This window comes from Flavobacterium sp. HSC-32F16 (assembly GCF_024171645.1).
In the GTDB taxonomy this organism is placed as follows: domain Bacteria; phylum Bacteroidota; class Bacteroidia; order Flavobacteriales; family Flavobacteriaceae; genus Flavobacterium.
The window spans coordinates 353,139-370,621 of sequence record NZ_JALKAC010000002.1 but is presented as its reverse complement, the minus strand read 5'-3'; the positions used below and the strand labels follow the sequence as shown (position 1 = coordinate 370,621).

At 35.1% G+C, this 17,483-nt stretch carries 15 protein-coding genes; 2 read left to right on the top strand and 13 right to left on the bottom strand.

From position 1 onward, the window contains the following. Positions 1–42: 42 nt before the first annotated feature. Complete coding sequence (locus L1276_RS08220; RefSeq protein ID WP_253786708.1) at positions 43–1,239, bottom strand: aminopeptidase C; 1,197 nt, start codon at positions 1,237–1,239, stop codon at positions 43–45. A 244-nt stretch (positions 1,240–1,483) separates the two neighbouring features. Between L1276_RS08220 and L1276_RS08215 the strand changes: the two genes are divergently transcribed. Then, positions 1,484–2,281, top strand: coding sequence for an AraC family transcriptional regulator (locus L1276_RS08215; protein ID WP_253786706.1), 798 nt, complete (start codon positions 1,484–1,486; stop codon positions 2,279–2,281). Positions 2,282–2,358: 77 nt separating this feature from the next. After that, a complete protein-coding gene (locus L1276_RS08210; RefSeq protein WP_253786704.1) occupies positions 2,359–3,219 on the top strand; it encodes a CPBP family intramembrane glutamic endopeptidase in 861 nt (286 codons plus the stop codon). 94 nt (positions 3,220–3,313) lie between these two features. On the opposite strand, the gene L1276_RS08205 is transcribed toward L1276_RS08210, so the two are convergent. The 12 genes from L1276_RS08205 to fabF all read right to left on the bottom strand — a co-directional run bounded on the left by L1276_RS08205 (position 3,314) and on the right by fabF (position 17,476). Then, positions 3,314–4,501, bottom strand: coding sequence for a BamA/TamA family outer membrane protein (locus L1276_RS08205; protein ID WP_253786702.1), 1,188 nt, complete (start codon positions 4,499–4,501; stop codon positions 3,314–3,316). A gap of 61 nt (positions 4,502–4,562) precedes the next feature. Next, the gene (locus L1276_RS08200; RefSeq protein ID WP_253786701.1) at positions 4,563–5,537 is read right to left on the bottom strand and encodes a transporter; all 975 of its coding nucleotides are present in this window, start codon (positions 5,535–5,537) and stop codon (positions 4,563–4,565) included. A 56-nt stretch (positions 5,538–5,593) separates the two neighbouring features. Continuing rightward, the gene (locus L1276_RS08195; RefSeq protein WP_253786699.1) at positions 5,594–6,787 is read right to left on the bottom strand and encodes an AraC family transcriptional regulator; all 1,194 of its coding nucleotides are present in this window, start codon (positions 6,785–6,787) and stop codon (positions 5,594–5,596) included. Positions 6,788–6,921: 134 nt separating this feature from the next. Next, positions 6,922–7,500 (bottom strand): DUF4136 domain-containing protein, encoded by a 579-nt coding sequence (locus L1276_RS08190; protein ID WP_253786697.1) that lies wholly within the window; start codon positions 7,498–7,500, stop codon positions 6,922–6,924. A 253-nt stretch (positions 7,501–7,753) separates the two neighbouring features. After that, complete coding sequence (locus L1276_RS08185) at positions 7,754–9,151, bottom strand: DUF2252 domain-containing protein (RefSeq protein ID WP_253786695.1); 1,398 nt, start codon at positions 9,149–9,151, stop codon at positions 7,754–7,756. 97 nt (positions 9,152–9,248) lie between these two features. Next, positions 9,249–10,079, bottom strand: coding sequence for a hypothetical protein (locus L1276_RS08180; RefSeq protein ID WP_253786693.1), 831 nt, complete (start codon positions 10,077–10,079; stop codon positions 9,249–9,251). A 100-nt stretch (positions 10,080–10,179) separates the two neighbouring features. After that, the gene (locus L1276_RS08175) at positions 10,180–11,196 is read right to left on the bottom strand and encodes an HAD family phosphatase (RefSeq protein ID WP_253786691.1); all 1,017 of its coding nucleotides are present in this window, start codon (positions 11,194–11,196) and stop codon (positions 10,180–10,182) included. 64 nt (positions 11,197–11,260) lie between these two features. Then, entirely contained in the window at positions 11,261–12,898 is a 1,638-nt protein-coding gene (locus L1276_RS08170) for an arylsulfatase (RefSeq protein WP_253786689.1), read from the bottom strand. A gap of 521 nt (positions 12,899–13,419) precedes the next feature. Then, the gene (gene pyk / locus L1276_RS08165) at positions 13,420–14,853 is read right to left on the bottom strand and encodes a pyruvate kinase (protein ID WP_253786687.1); all 1,434 of its coding nucleotides are present in this window, start codon (positions 14,851–14,853) and stop codon (positions 13,420–13,422) included. A gap of 5 nt (positions 14,854–14,858) precedes the next feature. Further along, complete coding sequence (locus L1276_RS08160) at positions 14,859–15,347, bottom strand: IPExxxVDY family protein (protein ID WP_012023224.1); 489 nt, start codon at positions 15,345–15,347, stop codon at positions 14,859–14,861. 125 nt (positions 15,348–15,472) lie between these two features. Beyond that, a complete protein-coding gene (gene rnc, locus L1276_RS08155) occupies positions 15,473–16,213 on the bottom strand; it encodes a ribonuclease III (RefSeq protein ID WP_253786685.1) in 741 nt (246 codons plus the stop codon). 9 nt (positions 16,214–16,222) lie between these two features. Beyond that, positions 16,223–17,476: a beta-ketoacyl-ACP synthase II gene (gene fabF / locus L1276_RS08150; protein WP_253786683.1), complete on the bottom strand. Its 1,254-nt coding sequence runs from the start codon at positions 17,474–17,476 to the stop codon at positions 16,223–16,225. Positions 17,477–17,483: the final 7 nt, after the last annotated feature.

The following is a 17,483-nucleotide window of genomic DNA, read 5'->3' as shown; positions in this document are numbered from 1 at the left end:
AAGATCACAGCGCTTTTCTATTTTATAAAAACCTTAAACTTCTTAAACCCCTAATTTCTTAGCAATATCCGTTGGGATTCCACCTTTGTTTACCATTAAGGCAGTAGTTTTATATTTTACAAAATTTTTGGTTACAAACAAGAAACCTTTGTAGTCGTTTGTCTCTCCCCAAGAATTTTTTACGATATAATATTCTTTTCCTGTTTGATCTTTTGCAAGACCAATAATGTGCATTCCGTGGTCGTCTGTAGTGGTGTAGTTGTCAAACGCAGCCTGACGCATTTCCGGAGTAATTTCCGGTTCAGCTTTTGGTCCGTTAAACATATCTGCTTTTTCTTCAGCCGTCATTTCGTCAAATTTCTTTGTTGGTACATACGCCACACCGTTTTTCCAGCTAAAGCTTTTCTCACTTACGTCTGTTGCCCAGGCTACAGTATAACCTTTTTTCAACGCATTGTCGATAACATCTGTCATGTCGTTTACTTTTACGTTGTAAACCTGATCAAATGACCAGTTGTCCGGCACCATCATAGTTGTTTTTTGGTAGTATGGAGAAGTTGTAAAAGATGACATTTCTACATATTCGTCAGGATTAATTCCTACTACCTCTTTAGCAAAAGATTGTGGTGTATAGTTTTTTCCTTTGTAAGTAAAGTTTTCTGGCACTTTTCCTAAGTAAGAATCAATAACCGAAGCATAGGCTTTTTGCCAGTTTGGTGTTAATTCTCCGTTTGGATTTTTAACCACCGCTGCTAAAACACCTTCGATAAGTGCTGCCATTTCGGCAAATTTATTTTTATCTGTTCCGTAGTTTAATCCTGTGTAAACTTCTCTAGGCACAGCTCCGTATTTTTTGTACATGTTTGTAACATCATGCAAAGCACCACCGTCGCCCAAAGTAACCGCTCCGTGCATACGAACGTAGTTAATACCTTTTTCTACATAAACGTTTCTTGCCGAAAAAACCTGAGAAAGCTCAACAGGCTGTTTTCCTAAACGAATCATTTCTGACTCTAAAAACGAGTTTGAAGCATAACTCCAGCAAGTTCCAGATGAACCCTGGTTTTTTACAGATGTAGTTCCTAAGTTAACTACTTCAGTAAATTTAAAAGCTTCTTTACTTTTATCACTTGCATTTAACTTTAATGAATTTACCAAAATGTCTTGTGCAAAACAGCCGCTTACTCCCACTAAAAAAGCAGATGCAGCAAAAACTGATTTCATCGTATTTTTATACATAATATAAAGATTTAAATAGTTGACTAATTAGTAGCCTGTATTATATTTTTGTTACAAAACAATTAAATATTCGGTAAAAAAACTATTATTTAACAGTTAATCTTTATACAATGTTTTTATTAAGCATTTAAATCTTACAAATTACATAAAAACGACTAATTCAGTAGAATCAAAATAGTTTTAGATTTTTGTTTCTAAATAAATAGTATTTTAGTTCCTGAAATACCACGCAACAAATCCCGAAATGTACGAACTCGAAAAAGAGAAATACTTAGGTAATACCAAAAACAGTTTTGATACCGCGCAGGGAATTGCAGTGGTCGAAACGGAATACCAAAACAAGGTTTACGAAGGCTGGCATTCGCACAATAATGCACATATAACGCTTTTCTTAAAAGGCGGCACGACCGAGAAAAGGAAAAATTTCAGCGAAACGGTTGGTGCGGGATCATTATTATTTTATCACAGCGACGAACTGCATTTAAACCAAAATACGCTTTTTCCTTCCCGAAACATAAACATTGAAATTGAAGAAAACCTGCTCAAGGAACTTCAAATCTCCGAAGCTGTTATCGAAAAATCAATTCAAAATGAAGCTTTTACCAAGTTTTTGATTTTAAAGATTTTTAAAGAAACGCTTACCGCCGATACTTTTTCTGCCGATACAATTAAAATGTTGTTTTCTCAGTTATCGAACGCCAATACTCATTTGGAACGATATGAGAAAAGTCCGTTTTGGGTAAAAAGCCTAAATGAATTATTAAACGACTGCTGGAACGAAAATCCAAATCTTCAGGATTTAGCTTTGGTTTTAAACCTCAACCCTATTACGATTTCAAAGCATTTCCCTAAATATTTTGGCTGTACTTTGGGCGAATATATGCGTCGTATAAAAATTAATCGTTCGCTTTCGCTGATACAATCCAGCGAGAATAATTTAACCGAAATTGCGCTCGAATGCGGATTTTCAGATCAAAGCCATTTTATAAGGACTTTTAAAACGCAAACAGGATTTCTGCCAAAACAGTTTCAAAAATTATAAAGAGGCAAATTTCATTCTATTTTTTGTTTTTAATGCGGGATACTTTTGTCTCATCATAAATCATTAAAATAAATCAAATGGAAACCCTTACCCGAAAACAAAAAATATTTAATTTCCCTGTTGTCAAAATCGTTCTTGCGCTGCTTACTTTTATGGCCGTTGTTATTATTGGCCAGCAGATTGCCGTAAAATTATTAGCCTTAACACCACTTGAAAAAGACTACCGAAATCTTTTAAAAGGGCTTTTTGTTTCTTTCTCCTGTATCTTTAGCTATATCCTTTTCTTTAAAAAATACGATAAAAGAGCCATAACGGAATTTTCTGTAAATGGACTTGCCAAAAATCTTACCATTGGAATTTTGATTGGTTTTGTTTTACAGTCCTTTACTATTTTAGTAATGTACCTTAACGGAAATTACAGCGTTGTAAATATCAATCCTGTTTCGTTTATCCTGATTCCTTTTGCGATAATGTTTACTGTTGCCATTATCGAAGAAATATTGGTACGCGGTATTATATTTAGAATTCTGGAAGAAAAACTGGGAAGTTACATTTCTCTTACGATTTCTTCAGTGTTATTTGGCATTTTTCACCTGGCGAATCCTCACGGCACATTAATTTCCGGAATATGTATTACAACTGCAGGTTTTATGCTGGGTGCTGCTTTTATTTACAGCCGTAATTTATGGATGCCAATTGCTTTGCATTTTGCATGGAATTTTACACAGTCGGGAATTTTTGGAGCGATAACATCCGGAAACGAAAAAACAAGCAGTTTATTAGAAGCCAAAATACAAGGTCCGGAATTTATAACCGGAGGAGAATTTGGTCCCGAAGGATCAATACAAGCAATTGTATTTTGTGCTTTAGGAACGATTTTACTATTGGCTTTGAGCCAAAAACAAAATAAAATCATTCCGCCTTACTGGAAAAAATAATTTTTTGCCGCCAGCAAAGCAAGTGCGCGAATTATAATTAAATTCTCGATAAACAATTATCGGGAATTTAATTTTTACAATCAACAATCAATAATTATCTCAGCCAATTGCTTCCAAATACAATATAATAGGCCCAGTCTTCGGGACCTTTTGCAACATCTACACCCATTCGAAGTTTGAATTTTCGGGCCAATAAATATCTAAATCCTGTTCCGTAGCTGTAAATTACGGGTTTGGCAAAAGCTTTATCCCAATCGTTAAAAGCACTTGCTAAACCGCCATAACCCATAAGACTCCATCTTCGGTATACATCCCATCGTAATTCGGCTTCGGTAACGATGCTGGTTTTTCCCTGATATCGGGCAGCGGGAATTCCTCTTAAATTAATCCCGGGCAATAAATAAAAAGGCGGACTCCCAAACGCCTGCTCTCCTTCTACCCTAAGCCCGCCTATTAATTTTTTTGCTAATGGATAAAATCCTATTGCTGATAAGTTGACGCGCCAGGCATCGTAATCGCTCCCAATGACATCATCAGACCAAAAGAAATCTGACTGAAGCCGTATTCCTTTATCTGGTGTAAATATATTATCGCGTCCGTCAAACTGAATCGCAGCGCCCAGCTGACTTATGGTGCTTTTAATATCACCCGGCTTTACAAACGGCGGAGGAAGATTTACATCGGGCAGATTGATTTTAGAATTCAAAAATAAATACTGCGGCCCCGCACTCCATTTCGGGTTATTAAACTGTTTTAACCATTGTGTATAAAATATCGTAGATTTAAAATTCAGCTTAAATTCCTGATCTTTTGCATTTGGAATATTATTGGCATAAAAAGATAAATTCATTTCGCCATAACCTGCCATAACACGATATAATATTCTGGATTTTATAAGAGTTCCAGATCGAAACGCGCCTGCCATCCAGCTCTTGTTTCCGGTATACATTCCAATTCCGCCTGTTATATCGGGGTTTATAAAACGTGTTTTTCCGTTTTCGTCAATAACCGGAGCGTGTTTTTTTAGAAAAACGGGTACAATTGCGCCTCCAATTCCGCCCAAAGCCGGTTCTGTAATTACAGTTGGTACCACAATAAAACCATGCGCATAAATAATATAATCGCTTAAATCGAAAGCTCCGTCGAGAGAATCTTTTACGCTGATATGTTGTTTTTGAGCAATACTGGTTTGAAAAGTAAAAAGTAAAAAGGCAGAAATAAAAACCATGTGCTGAAAAAGTTTTCTGTTTTTCAGGAAAGAATCTGAAGGTATATTTCTCATTTAAATCAATTTAAAATTTATCGTATTCATTTAAAAAACAGCAGCTTTTAAAGGGCTTTGGTTATCCTTTTTTTTCTTTTGTTAAGCTGAAAACGTGCGCCAGAGTAAGGAAGAAAGTATTCCCCTGAAAGCGGCTTTCGGCACCCAATTCTGAAACCCATCGCAATCCGGCCGAAGTTGTACAGCCAATATGAAAATAATTTACCTCAGCGCCCAAAGCTCCAACGCGGTCTTTATCTGGTTCGAGTACCAGGTTTCCAACAGGAATTTTATCATTCGACACTTTGTATTGCAGGTAATAAATTAATCCTGCATTTAAAATTCCTTTTGGAGCTGTTTTCTCGGCATTCATCATATAAAATGTTTTTCCCAAACCACCTTCAATACTTAAAATATCTCCGGTTTTAATTTCGGTGTCTTTTTTCTTTCCGTTGATTTCATAAGAGACCAAAGCTGAGAAATGAAGTGTTTTTTTGTCATTAAAAAACAAAGTTGTTCCGGCCGAAAACTCATTCATAAACATTCCTAATCCGGCATTGTCTGATGCTCCGGCTGTGAATTTTCCGGTTGGAAGATACATTTGGTAACTAAAAACAAAATCGGCTCTTTTATTATGCCAGCCTAATTGCAAAGGCTGTACATACATATCTGTAAAAGCAAGCGAATTTTTAGAATCTATAGAATTTCCCTGAATGGTGTTTGAAGCAAAAGCCAATAAAATAGTAGCTCCGTAATTGGCTCCTAAAATTTTTAAATCGCTTACATAATTGGCCCCAACACCTGTTATAAACATCGTAATATCTGGATTTGCTATAGACTTATCACCATTGGCATCCCGCAAAGAAGAAGCATCGTATAAATAGCCCGGCACATAAACGCTGAGAGTATTAGCCGGCGTCTGCGTTCCTGACTGCAGGCCCATTGCACCTAAAATATGTCCGCCTTTAAGTTGTGCATTGCTGTAAAAACAGAGAAAAAGAAGTAATAACGTGAGTCCTGATTTTATATTTTGTCTTTGTTTTAATTTCGTTTTCATGGTTTCATTTTTAAATTAATTAGACTTCACATTTCTTCTTTACAAACTCTTTTTTTTTAGTTTGAAGATTGTTTAAAGAAATAGGAATTGGTTTTTTCAGGGTTTATTCTGATTACTTTGAAATATTCTGAAGGAGATTTTCCGGTATGTTTTATAAAAGCTCTAAAACACGTTGTTCTGGATTTAAAACCAGATGCCCACGCCATTCCTTCGAGTGATAGATCTTTCCAGTCTAAATCGTTTATTTTTTCTTTGAAATATTCGATTCGTTTTAGGTTTATATAATCCTGAAAATGGAGATTAAATTCTGAATTAATTAAATTAGAAAGGTTGTTTACTGTAATTCCGGTTTCTTCGGCAATATCCCGAATCACCAGATCTTTCTTTAAAAAGAGTTTTTTTGAATCAAAAATACTGTCTAATTTAGAGAGATATAATTGCTTTTTTTCAGTGGTTAATTCTTTAACCATCGGGAGTGAATTTTTAGTTTCTTTCGATGTGAAAATTTCTAAATTCTCTTCAACAATATTAAATTCATCAATCTCCTGCGCGTCATAAAATATCTGCGGTTTAAAATAGAGCCAGCATACTGTAAAAACCAATACCAGCGAAATCAAAATATAACAGGAATAGTCTATTCGGTCGACTCTGCTAATTAAAAAGAAGTGTACAAAAAGAGTAGAGAACAAAAACAAAATCATCAAATTATAAACTCTGATCCAGTTTAAAATTTTTATTTTTTGCAGATGATTTTCCTTGAACTTTTTTAAATCATAATTTAAAATCATCATGGTCTGGCAAAAAGCGTACAACATCCAGACACTTAAACTTAACACAGAAAACGGACTTTTTACTTTTATAGAAAGATAATAAACCAAATAGAGATTTGTAACATTTCCAAACCATACAAAAATCGTAAGTGAAAAATAAATCAAGAAGGGTAAAAAGTGAAGCCAGTCATAATTTTTAAAAGCTGAGTATGGAAACAGCACACTGCGCACATACAAAAAAGCGCACGGGGCAACAAGAAAAATAAAAGATTTTGTGATCATAAAAAGATCAGGAAACTCTTTAAAAATATGTGCCGACAAGTAAAAATTATAAATACTTACAACTGCAAGACTAAACAAAAACAGTCCCAAAAAAAAGCTTTTTGAATAGTTTTTCTTTGAAAAAAGAACCATAAATGAAGTAGCAAATCCAACGATTGTAGCTATAAAAAAGAAAAGTGAAAGTACTATATCCTGCATAACTTTGATCTTAAATTTATAAATAGGGAGCATGGTTCTTTTGAAGAAAATCAAAAGAAAACAAGGTGTTTTTTATAATTGCTGTACTTTCTCTTTTCAGAAAAAGTACAGCTGTTATAAAAACTTATATTCTATTATTTTTTTTCTGATCCGGGAGGAAATCCGGCTAAGATTTTTTTGATAGAACTATTAATAAATTCCTCCGGATTGTCTGGTTTACTGTCAATTTCAGCATTACCAATTCCCTGCCACACCAGTTTTTGCGATTTTGTCGAAACAATATCAATTACCAGTGAGCCATCAACATAATCGTATGAATTAAAGGTTGTATTAGCGCCGCCCATCATGGCACCGCCGCCCCAATATCCGTATGGTCGATACATACCGCCATAACCATAAAAATTAGTGTCGGCAGATACTGAAGTTTTATTTTTTAAAATGGAAACTGCATTTACTCTTAAATCCGGATTGGCACTTTCTGTAAATCCTTTGGCAATCATTTCTGCACGAATGGCCTTTGTAACACGGTCAACATTTAACTGATTTACCTGACCTTGTTGTGCTTTTAAATCGTAAACTGCAAAAGTTTTGTATTCGCTAAAATTTGCAGCATGATCATAATCAGTTGTAACTTTTACAGTTGGGGAACAGCTGTAAATTAATCCCAAAAAAAGAATTGGGAGAATGCGAAGATTTGTTCTTTTAATATTCATCTTGTAGAATTTAAATTATTGATTAATAGGCTTAACTCGAAAATTATTAATTCTGAAATCTTGAATGAACGATAAAGGCTTCGACAATGCGTTAACAAAACACAAATAACTATAATACAGACTTTTATGTAACACTCAAAGATAATTCATTTATTTTAACCAGCAACATACACTTCGTAAATTTCTTACTTATTTATTTTAAGACTTTTTGTTTTTAATAAATTATATTAGAAAACTTTTTAACGAATGAAATTTATATTTCTGCTGAAATGGGCAGTCTGCCGTCTTTTACTGCTTTGAGCATTTTGTTATAATCTGATTCGTTTTGGTCTGCATATAAAATGGAAAATTTTGAAACTGAGCTGGCAAATTCATTACTGTCTCCCATATATCCAGAGAGTATCGAAGGATCGCCTGAACGTGCGTGAGCTCTTGCAAGTGCCCATCCGCAGGCTTTGGCATAATCTTTCATGTTTTCTTCTTTCATGATTTCAAGCACTGGCTTTACTTTGGCATCACGAAGCTGCCGAATGTAAAAAAATCGGCCTTTATCATCATTGGTCCATCCTAAAAACATATCTGAGGCAGATTGCATTAACTTTTGTCCTATTACAATTCTTTCGCCCTGATGTGTGTACTTGGCTTTTGTTTTTATATGTTCTTCCAGCACGCTTTTTCTTGCCTCTTTAAACTGCAAAAAAATAGGTTCTCCTGTAGCCGACATTAATAAACTAATACCGCAAAGTGTTCCCACACTTCCTACGCCTACCACTTTTATGGCAAAATCATGCATTGAATATCGGCTTAACAAAACCTGTTTGTCTTCGGGTAATGACTTTAGGTATCGTTTATGCACTATCTCTGCTTCTTTAAGTATTTGGTCTTCTTCATTTCCTGACGGATGATATATTAGCGGCGGTTCATCTTTGATTCTGGCCCGAACTCCGTCTTGATACGTCATTTTTGCAAATTCTTTTTCATGTGCCGTATATTCGGCGGCTTTTTTTATTCTCTTTTGATGAAATTCTTTTATCTCTTCGTCTTTTCCCAGCTCAATGAGTTCGGCCAAATCAATATCAGCGTACCAAATTTGCAATGCCGAGAGTTTACTGTAATCCAGCATATGTCTTTTATAACTGTCTGCAGCATGCCAGGCAAGTTCTTTGCAAATTTTGTTCGAAAATTTTTTCCATCTTCCGGCAATGGCAAAACTTGCCGCTAATCGTTTTAGATCCCATTCCCAAGGACCCGGAAAAGTTTCATCAAAATCATTAATATCAAAAACGAGTTTCCGTTCCGGCGTTGCAAATCCTCCAAAATTCATCAAATGACAATCTCCGCAAAGTTGTAAATCTATTCCCGTATTAGGAGTTTGCTTTAAATCTGCTGCCATTATTGACGCTGCACCGCGAAAGAATGCAAAAGGCGATTCTATCATTCTCCTGTAGCGAATGGGCAGTAAACTTTCTATTCTTCCTATACTGGTTTTTATTAAAACATCAATAGGATCTTCCCGATTTTCTAACGGAACATATTGCTGATGAGAAGAGCGGGGCACTATTTTTCTAATCGCTCTGCCTTTTTCATAGCGTTCTGTTTTTGATGCCGTTGGATCAAATAAAATCTCGTTGTTATCCGCTTTTTCGGTCATAGGAATGATTTATTTTACTTCTGTCACGTCTCTAATTTTCCATGGAATATGTCATATCTTTAATTAAGGTGTGAGTTCATTTTTTTTATTAAACGGTTTAAGATCCCGGAAATACAAATGCTACAACAGCTCTTAAACCCCAATCGGGTTTTATAGATTGATGTCCTACAATTGGAATTAATGGCATCACAGCAAATTGCATTGTCTGACTGCCTAATTTTGTGATTGCCCCAACGTTTGGACTAATTGTAATAAGTGTTGTGTTTCCCTGCCAGTTTTGTGTAATTTCTGAACTGATTCCTAAACTTGCACCGCTCTTATAACTATGTGTTAGAAATATCTGAGTGTAAAATTGATTGAAATCAGCGCGATCTGATGCTCCTGCCACTGACCAAATTTGATTGGCCAAAAAACCTAAAGAAAGTCCTTTTCCCTGATGCATAACCAAAATACTTGGCCCAATTCCAAATTTTTCTGTTCCTAAAAGTTTTTCTGTAGCAGTTGGTACTAAAAAAGCCGGACCAGCCCCAAAGATGATTCCTTTTGTTTTAGGAGCAAAAAAAGCGGTTATTGTTGCATCGCTTAAACCAAACTCGTGCGTGTTTGCTCCTGTGACATCCTGCTGATCTACAACAGGGAGAATATAACGGGTAATTAAGTTTAGATTCTCACTCAATTTAAATGGAACAACAGGTTGTATATTAATCTGATATTTTATTCCGTTGTATGGCCCAATCCCATAAGTAAGATTATTTTGCAGCGGGACACTAATTAAACTTGCAACCGGATTTGCCAGTTTATCTGCCAATTCCTGCGCACTTGCTCCTGCTTTTGGCGGTGTGTCTTGTGCAAAAACAGTAAATGACAAAACAAAAAGAGATAAACTGAGTAATAATTTATTAGTGATGTAATTTTTAATTCTTTTCATAGATATTCTTTTTAAAAGATTTTAATCACTTCTAAAGCCCAAATGAAACAACTTTTTCAAGTATTAAAGCTGTTTCATTTTAGACCTTGACTAACTCAAATTATTTATCTGAAAAAACCTTTTTCCAATCGTCTTTAATGCTGACCACATGCCACTTGTTTTTTGCAGCTGTACTTAACGACAAATTATCTTTTTCCTGATAACTGTATTCTCTAATAGAATCATTATGATTTACCAGCAATTGAAATGACGGATATTTATTTCCCTGCGAATATTTGAGCATAGCAATATCTCCGGCACCTCCTTCGTTTCCGCAGGCAAAAACAGGACGCTGGCCAATATGTAATTGTATGCCTGCAGGTTTTCCTTCTTTATCATTAAAATGATCTAAAGCGGATTCTCTCTGTATTGCATTTTTAGCATCATCGTATTTGTACTTGAAAGAAGTACCTACAACCTGATCTTTTGGGATTCCATAGAAATCCTGAGATATTGCTCTCACAACTTCTATTGTTCCTCCGGTTACGATGAAGGTTTTAAATCCGTTTGAGCGAAGATAATTCAGCAGTTCTAATTGAGGCTGATAACGAATTTGTCTAACCGGGGTATTCTTGCCGGGATATTTTGCATCTTTAAAAAATGCATTTACCGACGTTTCAAATTCATCTTCGGTGGTTCCGGTATGAGTTGCGCCAACAAGTTCTATAAGTGCTTTGTCTCCGCCTTTCTCAAAATAGGTTTTGTCTTTTTCTATAACCGCTTTAAAAGGTTGTTTTTGTGCCAAAGCCGGATTGGCTTCCACCATTTTTTTTACCTGATAAAAAGCAAACAACTCCTGAACATAAGGCTTCTCGGCCCATAATGTTCCATCATTGTCAAATGTGGCGATTCTGTCTTCTATCGGAATAAAATCAGGGCTTCCTTTTTTGGTTACTTTTTCGACATAAGAAATAATATCTTCTTTTAATGGTCCGTTATTCCAGCTTGGCAGCGGATCGCCAACTATAACCGCAGAACTATCCTTTGAATTAACACTTGCAGCTTCTTCTGATTTGTTTTTACAGGAAAAAAGAAAAAAAGGCAACAGTGCTAATACATATATTTTTCTATGCATCATGATGTTGATTTTTAAATTATAGAGCTTGAAGTATGGGAAATTCAAGCTCTATTTTATTTATATTCTATTTTTTCTTTGCTGGCTGTGTGCCTGCTTTTATTGCTTTTTGCAATTTAATTTGTTGAAGTGTTTCTTCCATAATTGTAACAGGAGAAAAACTTGGCGGTATAGAACGAGGAGGATATTCTTTAAAAGTTTCGGCAAAATCTACTACATCTTGGATCATACCATAAGCTCCTCCTACATGATTTACAACCCAGTCCCAATAAGTGTTTGAAGTTATATCTGCTCTTTCATAAGGATCTTGATACAGATTGTATATTTTGTTTAATCTTAATTTTGTAAAAGGTTCAGCCCAAACACCCATTGTTCCCTGCAGGCGTTGTTCTGCAAACACAAATTTATAGTCTCCTTCTCGCAAACCAACCAAAAGTCCATCATCATCAGAATAAAAGAATTTATCTCTAACACTTTTTCCAGTACCACGCAATAAAGCAGATTGATCGAATCCATCTAAATGTACTTTATAGTTTTTACCATTGGCATTGTATCCGGTAAGCAGTTTTTTTATCAAATCTGGCTCTCCTGCAACTGAGGCTAATGTTGGCATCCAGTCATTATGAGACATTAACTCGCTTGAGATTGTCCCTGGTTTAATTACTCCCGGCCAGCGTACTAAACAAGGAACTCGAAAAGCTCCTTCCCAATTAGTATTTTTTTCAGAACGAAATGGTGTCATTGCTCCATCTGGCCATGTATTCATGTGTGGACCATTATCTGTAGAATACATAACAATTGTATTATCTGCAACTCCTAAATCGTCTAAAGCTTTTAATAATGTTCCAACAGTAATATCATGTTCAATCATTCCATCAATATATTCGCTGTCTCCATGAGTGTATTTACCACGATTTTCAGCTCTCACATGTGTACGTAAGTGCATGCGAGTACCATTCCACCATACAAAGAAAGGTTTTCCGGCAGCAACTTGTCTTTTTATAAAGTCTATTGCTGCTGCTGAAGTTTCATCATCAACAGTTTCCATTCTTTTTTTGGTAAGAGCTCCGGTATCTTCAATTTTTTGTTTTCCAACTTTTCCAAAACGAGGATCAACAGTACCATCATCAGCACTTGTAGCTGTACATTTTAATACTCCTCTTGGTCCATATTTAGCCAAATAAGCAGGATCCTTAGGATAGTCTGGTAATTCTGGCTCCTCTTCTGCGTTTAAATGATAGAGATTGCCAAAAAATTCATCAAAACCATTTACAGTGGGAAGGTTTTCATTTCGATCCCCAACATGATTTTTACCAAATTGTCCAGTGGCATATCCTAAATTTTTCATGATCCCCCCAATAGATGGATCTAACTGGCTCATTCCCATTGGTGCACCAGGATAACCAACTTTAGTCAATCCAGTTCTAATACCGTGCTGTCCAGTTAAAAAAGCCGCACGGCCTGCTGTACAACTTTGTTCTCCATAATATTGTAAAAGTCGCGCACCTTCAGTTGCTAAACGATCTATATTAGGTGTTGTATACCCCATTAACCCGCTGCTGTAGGCGCTAATATTGCTAATACCAATATCATCTCCCCATATTATAAGGATGTTAGGTTTTTTACTCTGAGCTTTCACCTGAACAATTGTGAAGCATACTAATGCAAAAAGCATTAAGGCATTTCTAAGTTTACTTTGTTTCATGGTAATAAGATTTGTTAATAATTCGTTGTATAATGGTTTCATTTAAAAATCAAACTATGTTTTCTACAAAAATTATGTAGAAAATAACCTACATTAAAAGCAATCTTTTAGAGCATTTTGAACTGTTGACAATGAGGGAATTTGCAGACAGCTTTTTTTTAACGTTTTGTTAAGGATCTCAAAATTAAATAATAAAAACTCTAAACTGTTTATTTTTAAGTCACTACATTGTTGCAAATTATAACTTGCAACATCAAAAAGGCATTATTTTGTTTTAAAATACAGCAAATGATAATTTGCAGCATTCCTTAAAATAATTCTTAAATTTTTAGATTATTTATTTTTGAGAAATTTTGAGTCATTCAATTGACTCTCTTACGTATTGAAGTGTGGTATTTCAATTTCATTAATGAAAGAAATCAAATATATTGATTTTTTATATATTTTCTTACATTTTTAAGACTTTAACAAAAAAAACCACCCGATACCGGATGGTTTTTAATATATAGGATCTTTACCTACTATTCTATTTCAGAAACTCTCATGGTGTTAACCATTCCTTTATCTTTAATTGGCATTGCTGCAAGGTTGATTAAATAATCTCCTTTTACTGCGTATCCTTTTTCAACTGCAATTTGATTTACATCTGTAACAGTATCGTCTGTACTTTCTTCATTATCATAGAAGAATGATTTAACTCCCCATAATAAATTCAATTGTGTTAAGATTCTTCTGTTTGAAGTAAATACTAAAATATGTGCCGTTGATGGTCTCCAAGCCGAAATTTGGAAAGCAGTGTAACCGCTGTTTGTTAAAGTACAAATAGCTTTAGCTTCGATTTCATTAGCTAATAAAGCTGCTTGGTGGCAAACTGTTTTAGTAACAAAACGTTTTGTTTTAATTTGTGGTGTATTTTGCGGTACTTGAATTAGCGGAGAATCCTCTACAGCCTCACAAATTTGTGTCATTCTCTGAATAACCTGTACAGGATAGTTTCCTGTAGCTGTTTCTCCAGACAACATTACAGCATCAGCACCGTCCATTACAGAGTTAGCAACGTCGTTTACCTCTGCTCTTGTTGGGGTTAAACTTGTAATCATTGTTTCCATCATTTGTGTTGCCACAATAACTGGAATTCTAGCCGTTTTGGCTCTGCGAATTAAATCTTTTTGTACTAATGGTACTTCATGAGCAGGAAGTTCAACTCCTAGATCTCCACGAGCAACCATTAAACCATCACAATATGCTACAATTTTATCCATGTTCTCAAGAGCTTCCGGCATTTCAATTTTAGCAATAATTGGAATTTTAACTTCTGAATGCTTAGCGATTAATTCTTGTAAATCTTGTAAATCGCGAGGTGTTTTCACGAATGAAAGTGCGATCCAGTCTACTTTTTGCTCAATTGCAAAAATCGCATCAGCGATATCTTTTTCAGTTAAAGCTGGTAATGAAATCTTTGTGTTTGGAAGATTTACTCCTTTTTTAGATTTTAATTCTCCACCTTGAATAACTTTAGCAACAACTTCCGTTTTTTTGTCTGTTGAAAGAATTTCGAAAATCAATTTACCGTCGTCAAGCAAAATACGCTCTCCAGGGTTAACATCATTTGGGAAATTTTGATATTTCATGAACACTTTTTGAGCCGTTCCAATAATATCTTCTGCAGTTGTAAAAGTAATAGTATCACCATCGTGTACTACTGTACCTTCTTCCATCACACCAACTCTAAGTTTTGGTCCTTGCAAATCACCCAGAATTGCTGTTGTGTAACCAAACTCTTCGTTTAATCCTCTAATGATACCGATTTTTTCTTTTACTCCTTCGTAATCTGCATGCGAAAAATTGACTCTAAACACATTAACCCCTGCTTCGATCATATCTTTAATGATCTCTCTTGTACCACATGCAGGACCTAATGTAGCTACAATTTTGGTTTTCTTGTTTGTTAACATTTTTTTTAAAAAATTAGATTGTTTTTTGATTTTATTTTATTGGTATCGACAGCATAAATTGCTGCAATACTTTCTATTGAATTTAATTTTTGCTGAATTTCTGAAAAATCAACTGCCTCTTCGCTGTTATCAATTTTCAGGAAAAAATCTACCTTTTTGAATTCAGGAAGTAAATGAATTGTTGTAGAAACCTCACTTGTTTCATTAGAAAACAAATTCTGGAAATCATTTGTACTCACAGAAATGATCTCATTTTTATTCTGAATCAAATTCCATGAAACAGCTTTCTCAGAATCATAATAATAAAATCTCGAAAAATTTGCCTCACCTTCTTTAGTTTGAGCATGGATCTCGTTTTTGCTCTTACTTAAGTTAATCGGAAGGTTTTTATTGATAAAATAGGCTAGTCTATAATCTTCTAATGAAGTATGAATTGCCATTAAATAATAATCAATTTCGTCAAATTCGTCTAAATCCAATCTATGAATAGCCATGTCATGAAAAATCAAGTTGTAAATATACTATTTCTTACGGAGCATCAATAGTTATAAGGAGCTTGTTTTTATTAATTTATAAACGAAAACGTTTTAGCCTTAACAAAATAACCTCTGCTTTGTAGTTATTTCTTGTCAATTTTTTCTTGGAAAGCAAAATATGCTCTTTGCGAAGCTTTCTCTTCTGCTTTCTTTTTTGAAGTTGCACGCGCTCTTGCGATCACTTTATCGTCTATGCTTAATTTGACACCAAACAATCGCTGTCCATCTATTCCATTATCTTCAAAAATATCATAATGAAAGATTCTCTTTTCTTTCTGACACCATTCGATAACTAAACTTTTATAACTAATTACTTTTCCTTCAAGTCTTGCAATATCGACATAAGGTGTAATAACTCTTTTTTGAATAAATCTTTCGCAGTATGAATAGCCTTTATCTAAATATATTGCTCCAATAAGCGATTCGAAAATATTACCATGAATATTTTCGCCAAAATGCTGTACTGGCACTTTACTTTCTACAAAACGCACTAAGTTCAAGTCTTTGCCAAGTTCGTTTAAATGTTCCCGGCTTACAATTTTTGAACGCATTTTGGTTAAATATCCTTCGTCTCCATTTGGTGCCTTATTAAATAAATGCGCAGCAATTACAGCACTTAACATAGCATCACCTAAAAACTCAAGACGTTCGTAATTAATAGGGTGCCCTGCTTCATCTAATTTATTTGATGATCTGTGTGTAAAGGCTTTTTTATAAAATTCAATATTTGCAGGCTGAAAACCAAGAATTTTCTGAATAGTGTCAAAAAAAATCCCGTCTTCTAGAGAACGGGATTTAGAAAATATTTTTTTGATAATATTCATATCCGAAAATTAGTCAGCTAATTTTTTAAACAATACACAAGCATTGTGACCACCAAAACCAAACGTGTTACTCATAGCAACATTTACTTCTCTTTTTTGAGGCTTGTTTAAGGTAAGGTTCAATGATGGATCGATATTTTCATCAACAACTGTATGGTTAATCGTTGGAGGAACTATACTGTGTTTCATAGCCAGGATAGAAGCAATTGCTTCAATAGCTCCGGCAGCTCCAAGTAAGTGTCCTGTCATTGATTTTGTAGAGTTGATGTTGATATTTTTAGCATGCTCGCCAAAAACTTTACTAATTGCTTTTAACTCCGCTACATCTCCTAATGGAGTAGATGTTCCGTGAGTGTTGATATGATCCACATCTTCTGGATTCATCCCAGCATCTTTTAATGTATTTTTCATTACTGCAATCACTCCAATTCCTTCCGGATGTGGTGCTGTTAAGTGGTAAGCATCAGATGACATTCCGCCTCCTCCAATTTCACAGTAAATTTTTGCGCCTCTAGCTTTTGCGTGTTCGTAATCTTCAAGAACCAAAGCTCCTGCTCCTTCTCCTAAAACGAAACCATCTCTGGTTGCATCAAAAGGTCTTGAAGCGGTTTCTGGACTTTCGTTTCTTGTAGACAAAGCATGCATTGAACTAAAACCTCCCATACCTGCAATAGTAACGGCAGCTTCAGAACCACCAGAAATAATAACATCACACATTCCTAAACGAATGTAGTTGAAAGCATCAATTAATGCATTTGCAGAAGATGCACATGCAGAAACAGTAGTATAGTTTGGTCCCATATACCCGTTACGCATAGAAATATGCGCAGGAGCAATATCAGCAATCATTTTAGGAATAAAAAACGGATTGAATTTTGGAGTTCCGTCACCTTTTGCATAATAAATTACTTCATCCTGAAAAGTTTCTAAACCTCCAATTCCTGCTCCCCAGATAACACCAACTCTTGTTTTGTCGATATTATCATCTGTAAGTCCAGCATCTTTAATAGCTTCGTCACTGGCAGCAATTGCATATTGAGCAAATTTATCTAGTCTTCGAGATTCTTTGCGATCCATGTAATCTTCAATATTGAAGTTTTTCACTTCGCAGGCAAATTTCGTTTTATGCTTCTCTGTATCATAATATGTGATAGGAGCGGCTCCGCTTACCCCATTCACAAGTGCATTCCAATATTCCTGGATATTATTCCCTATAGGAGTAAGTGCACCTAATCCTGTTACAACAACTCGCCTTAATGCCATAAATTAT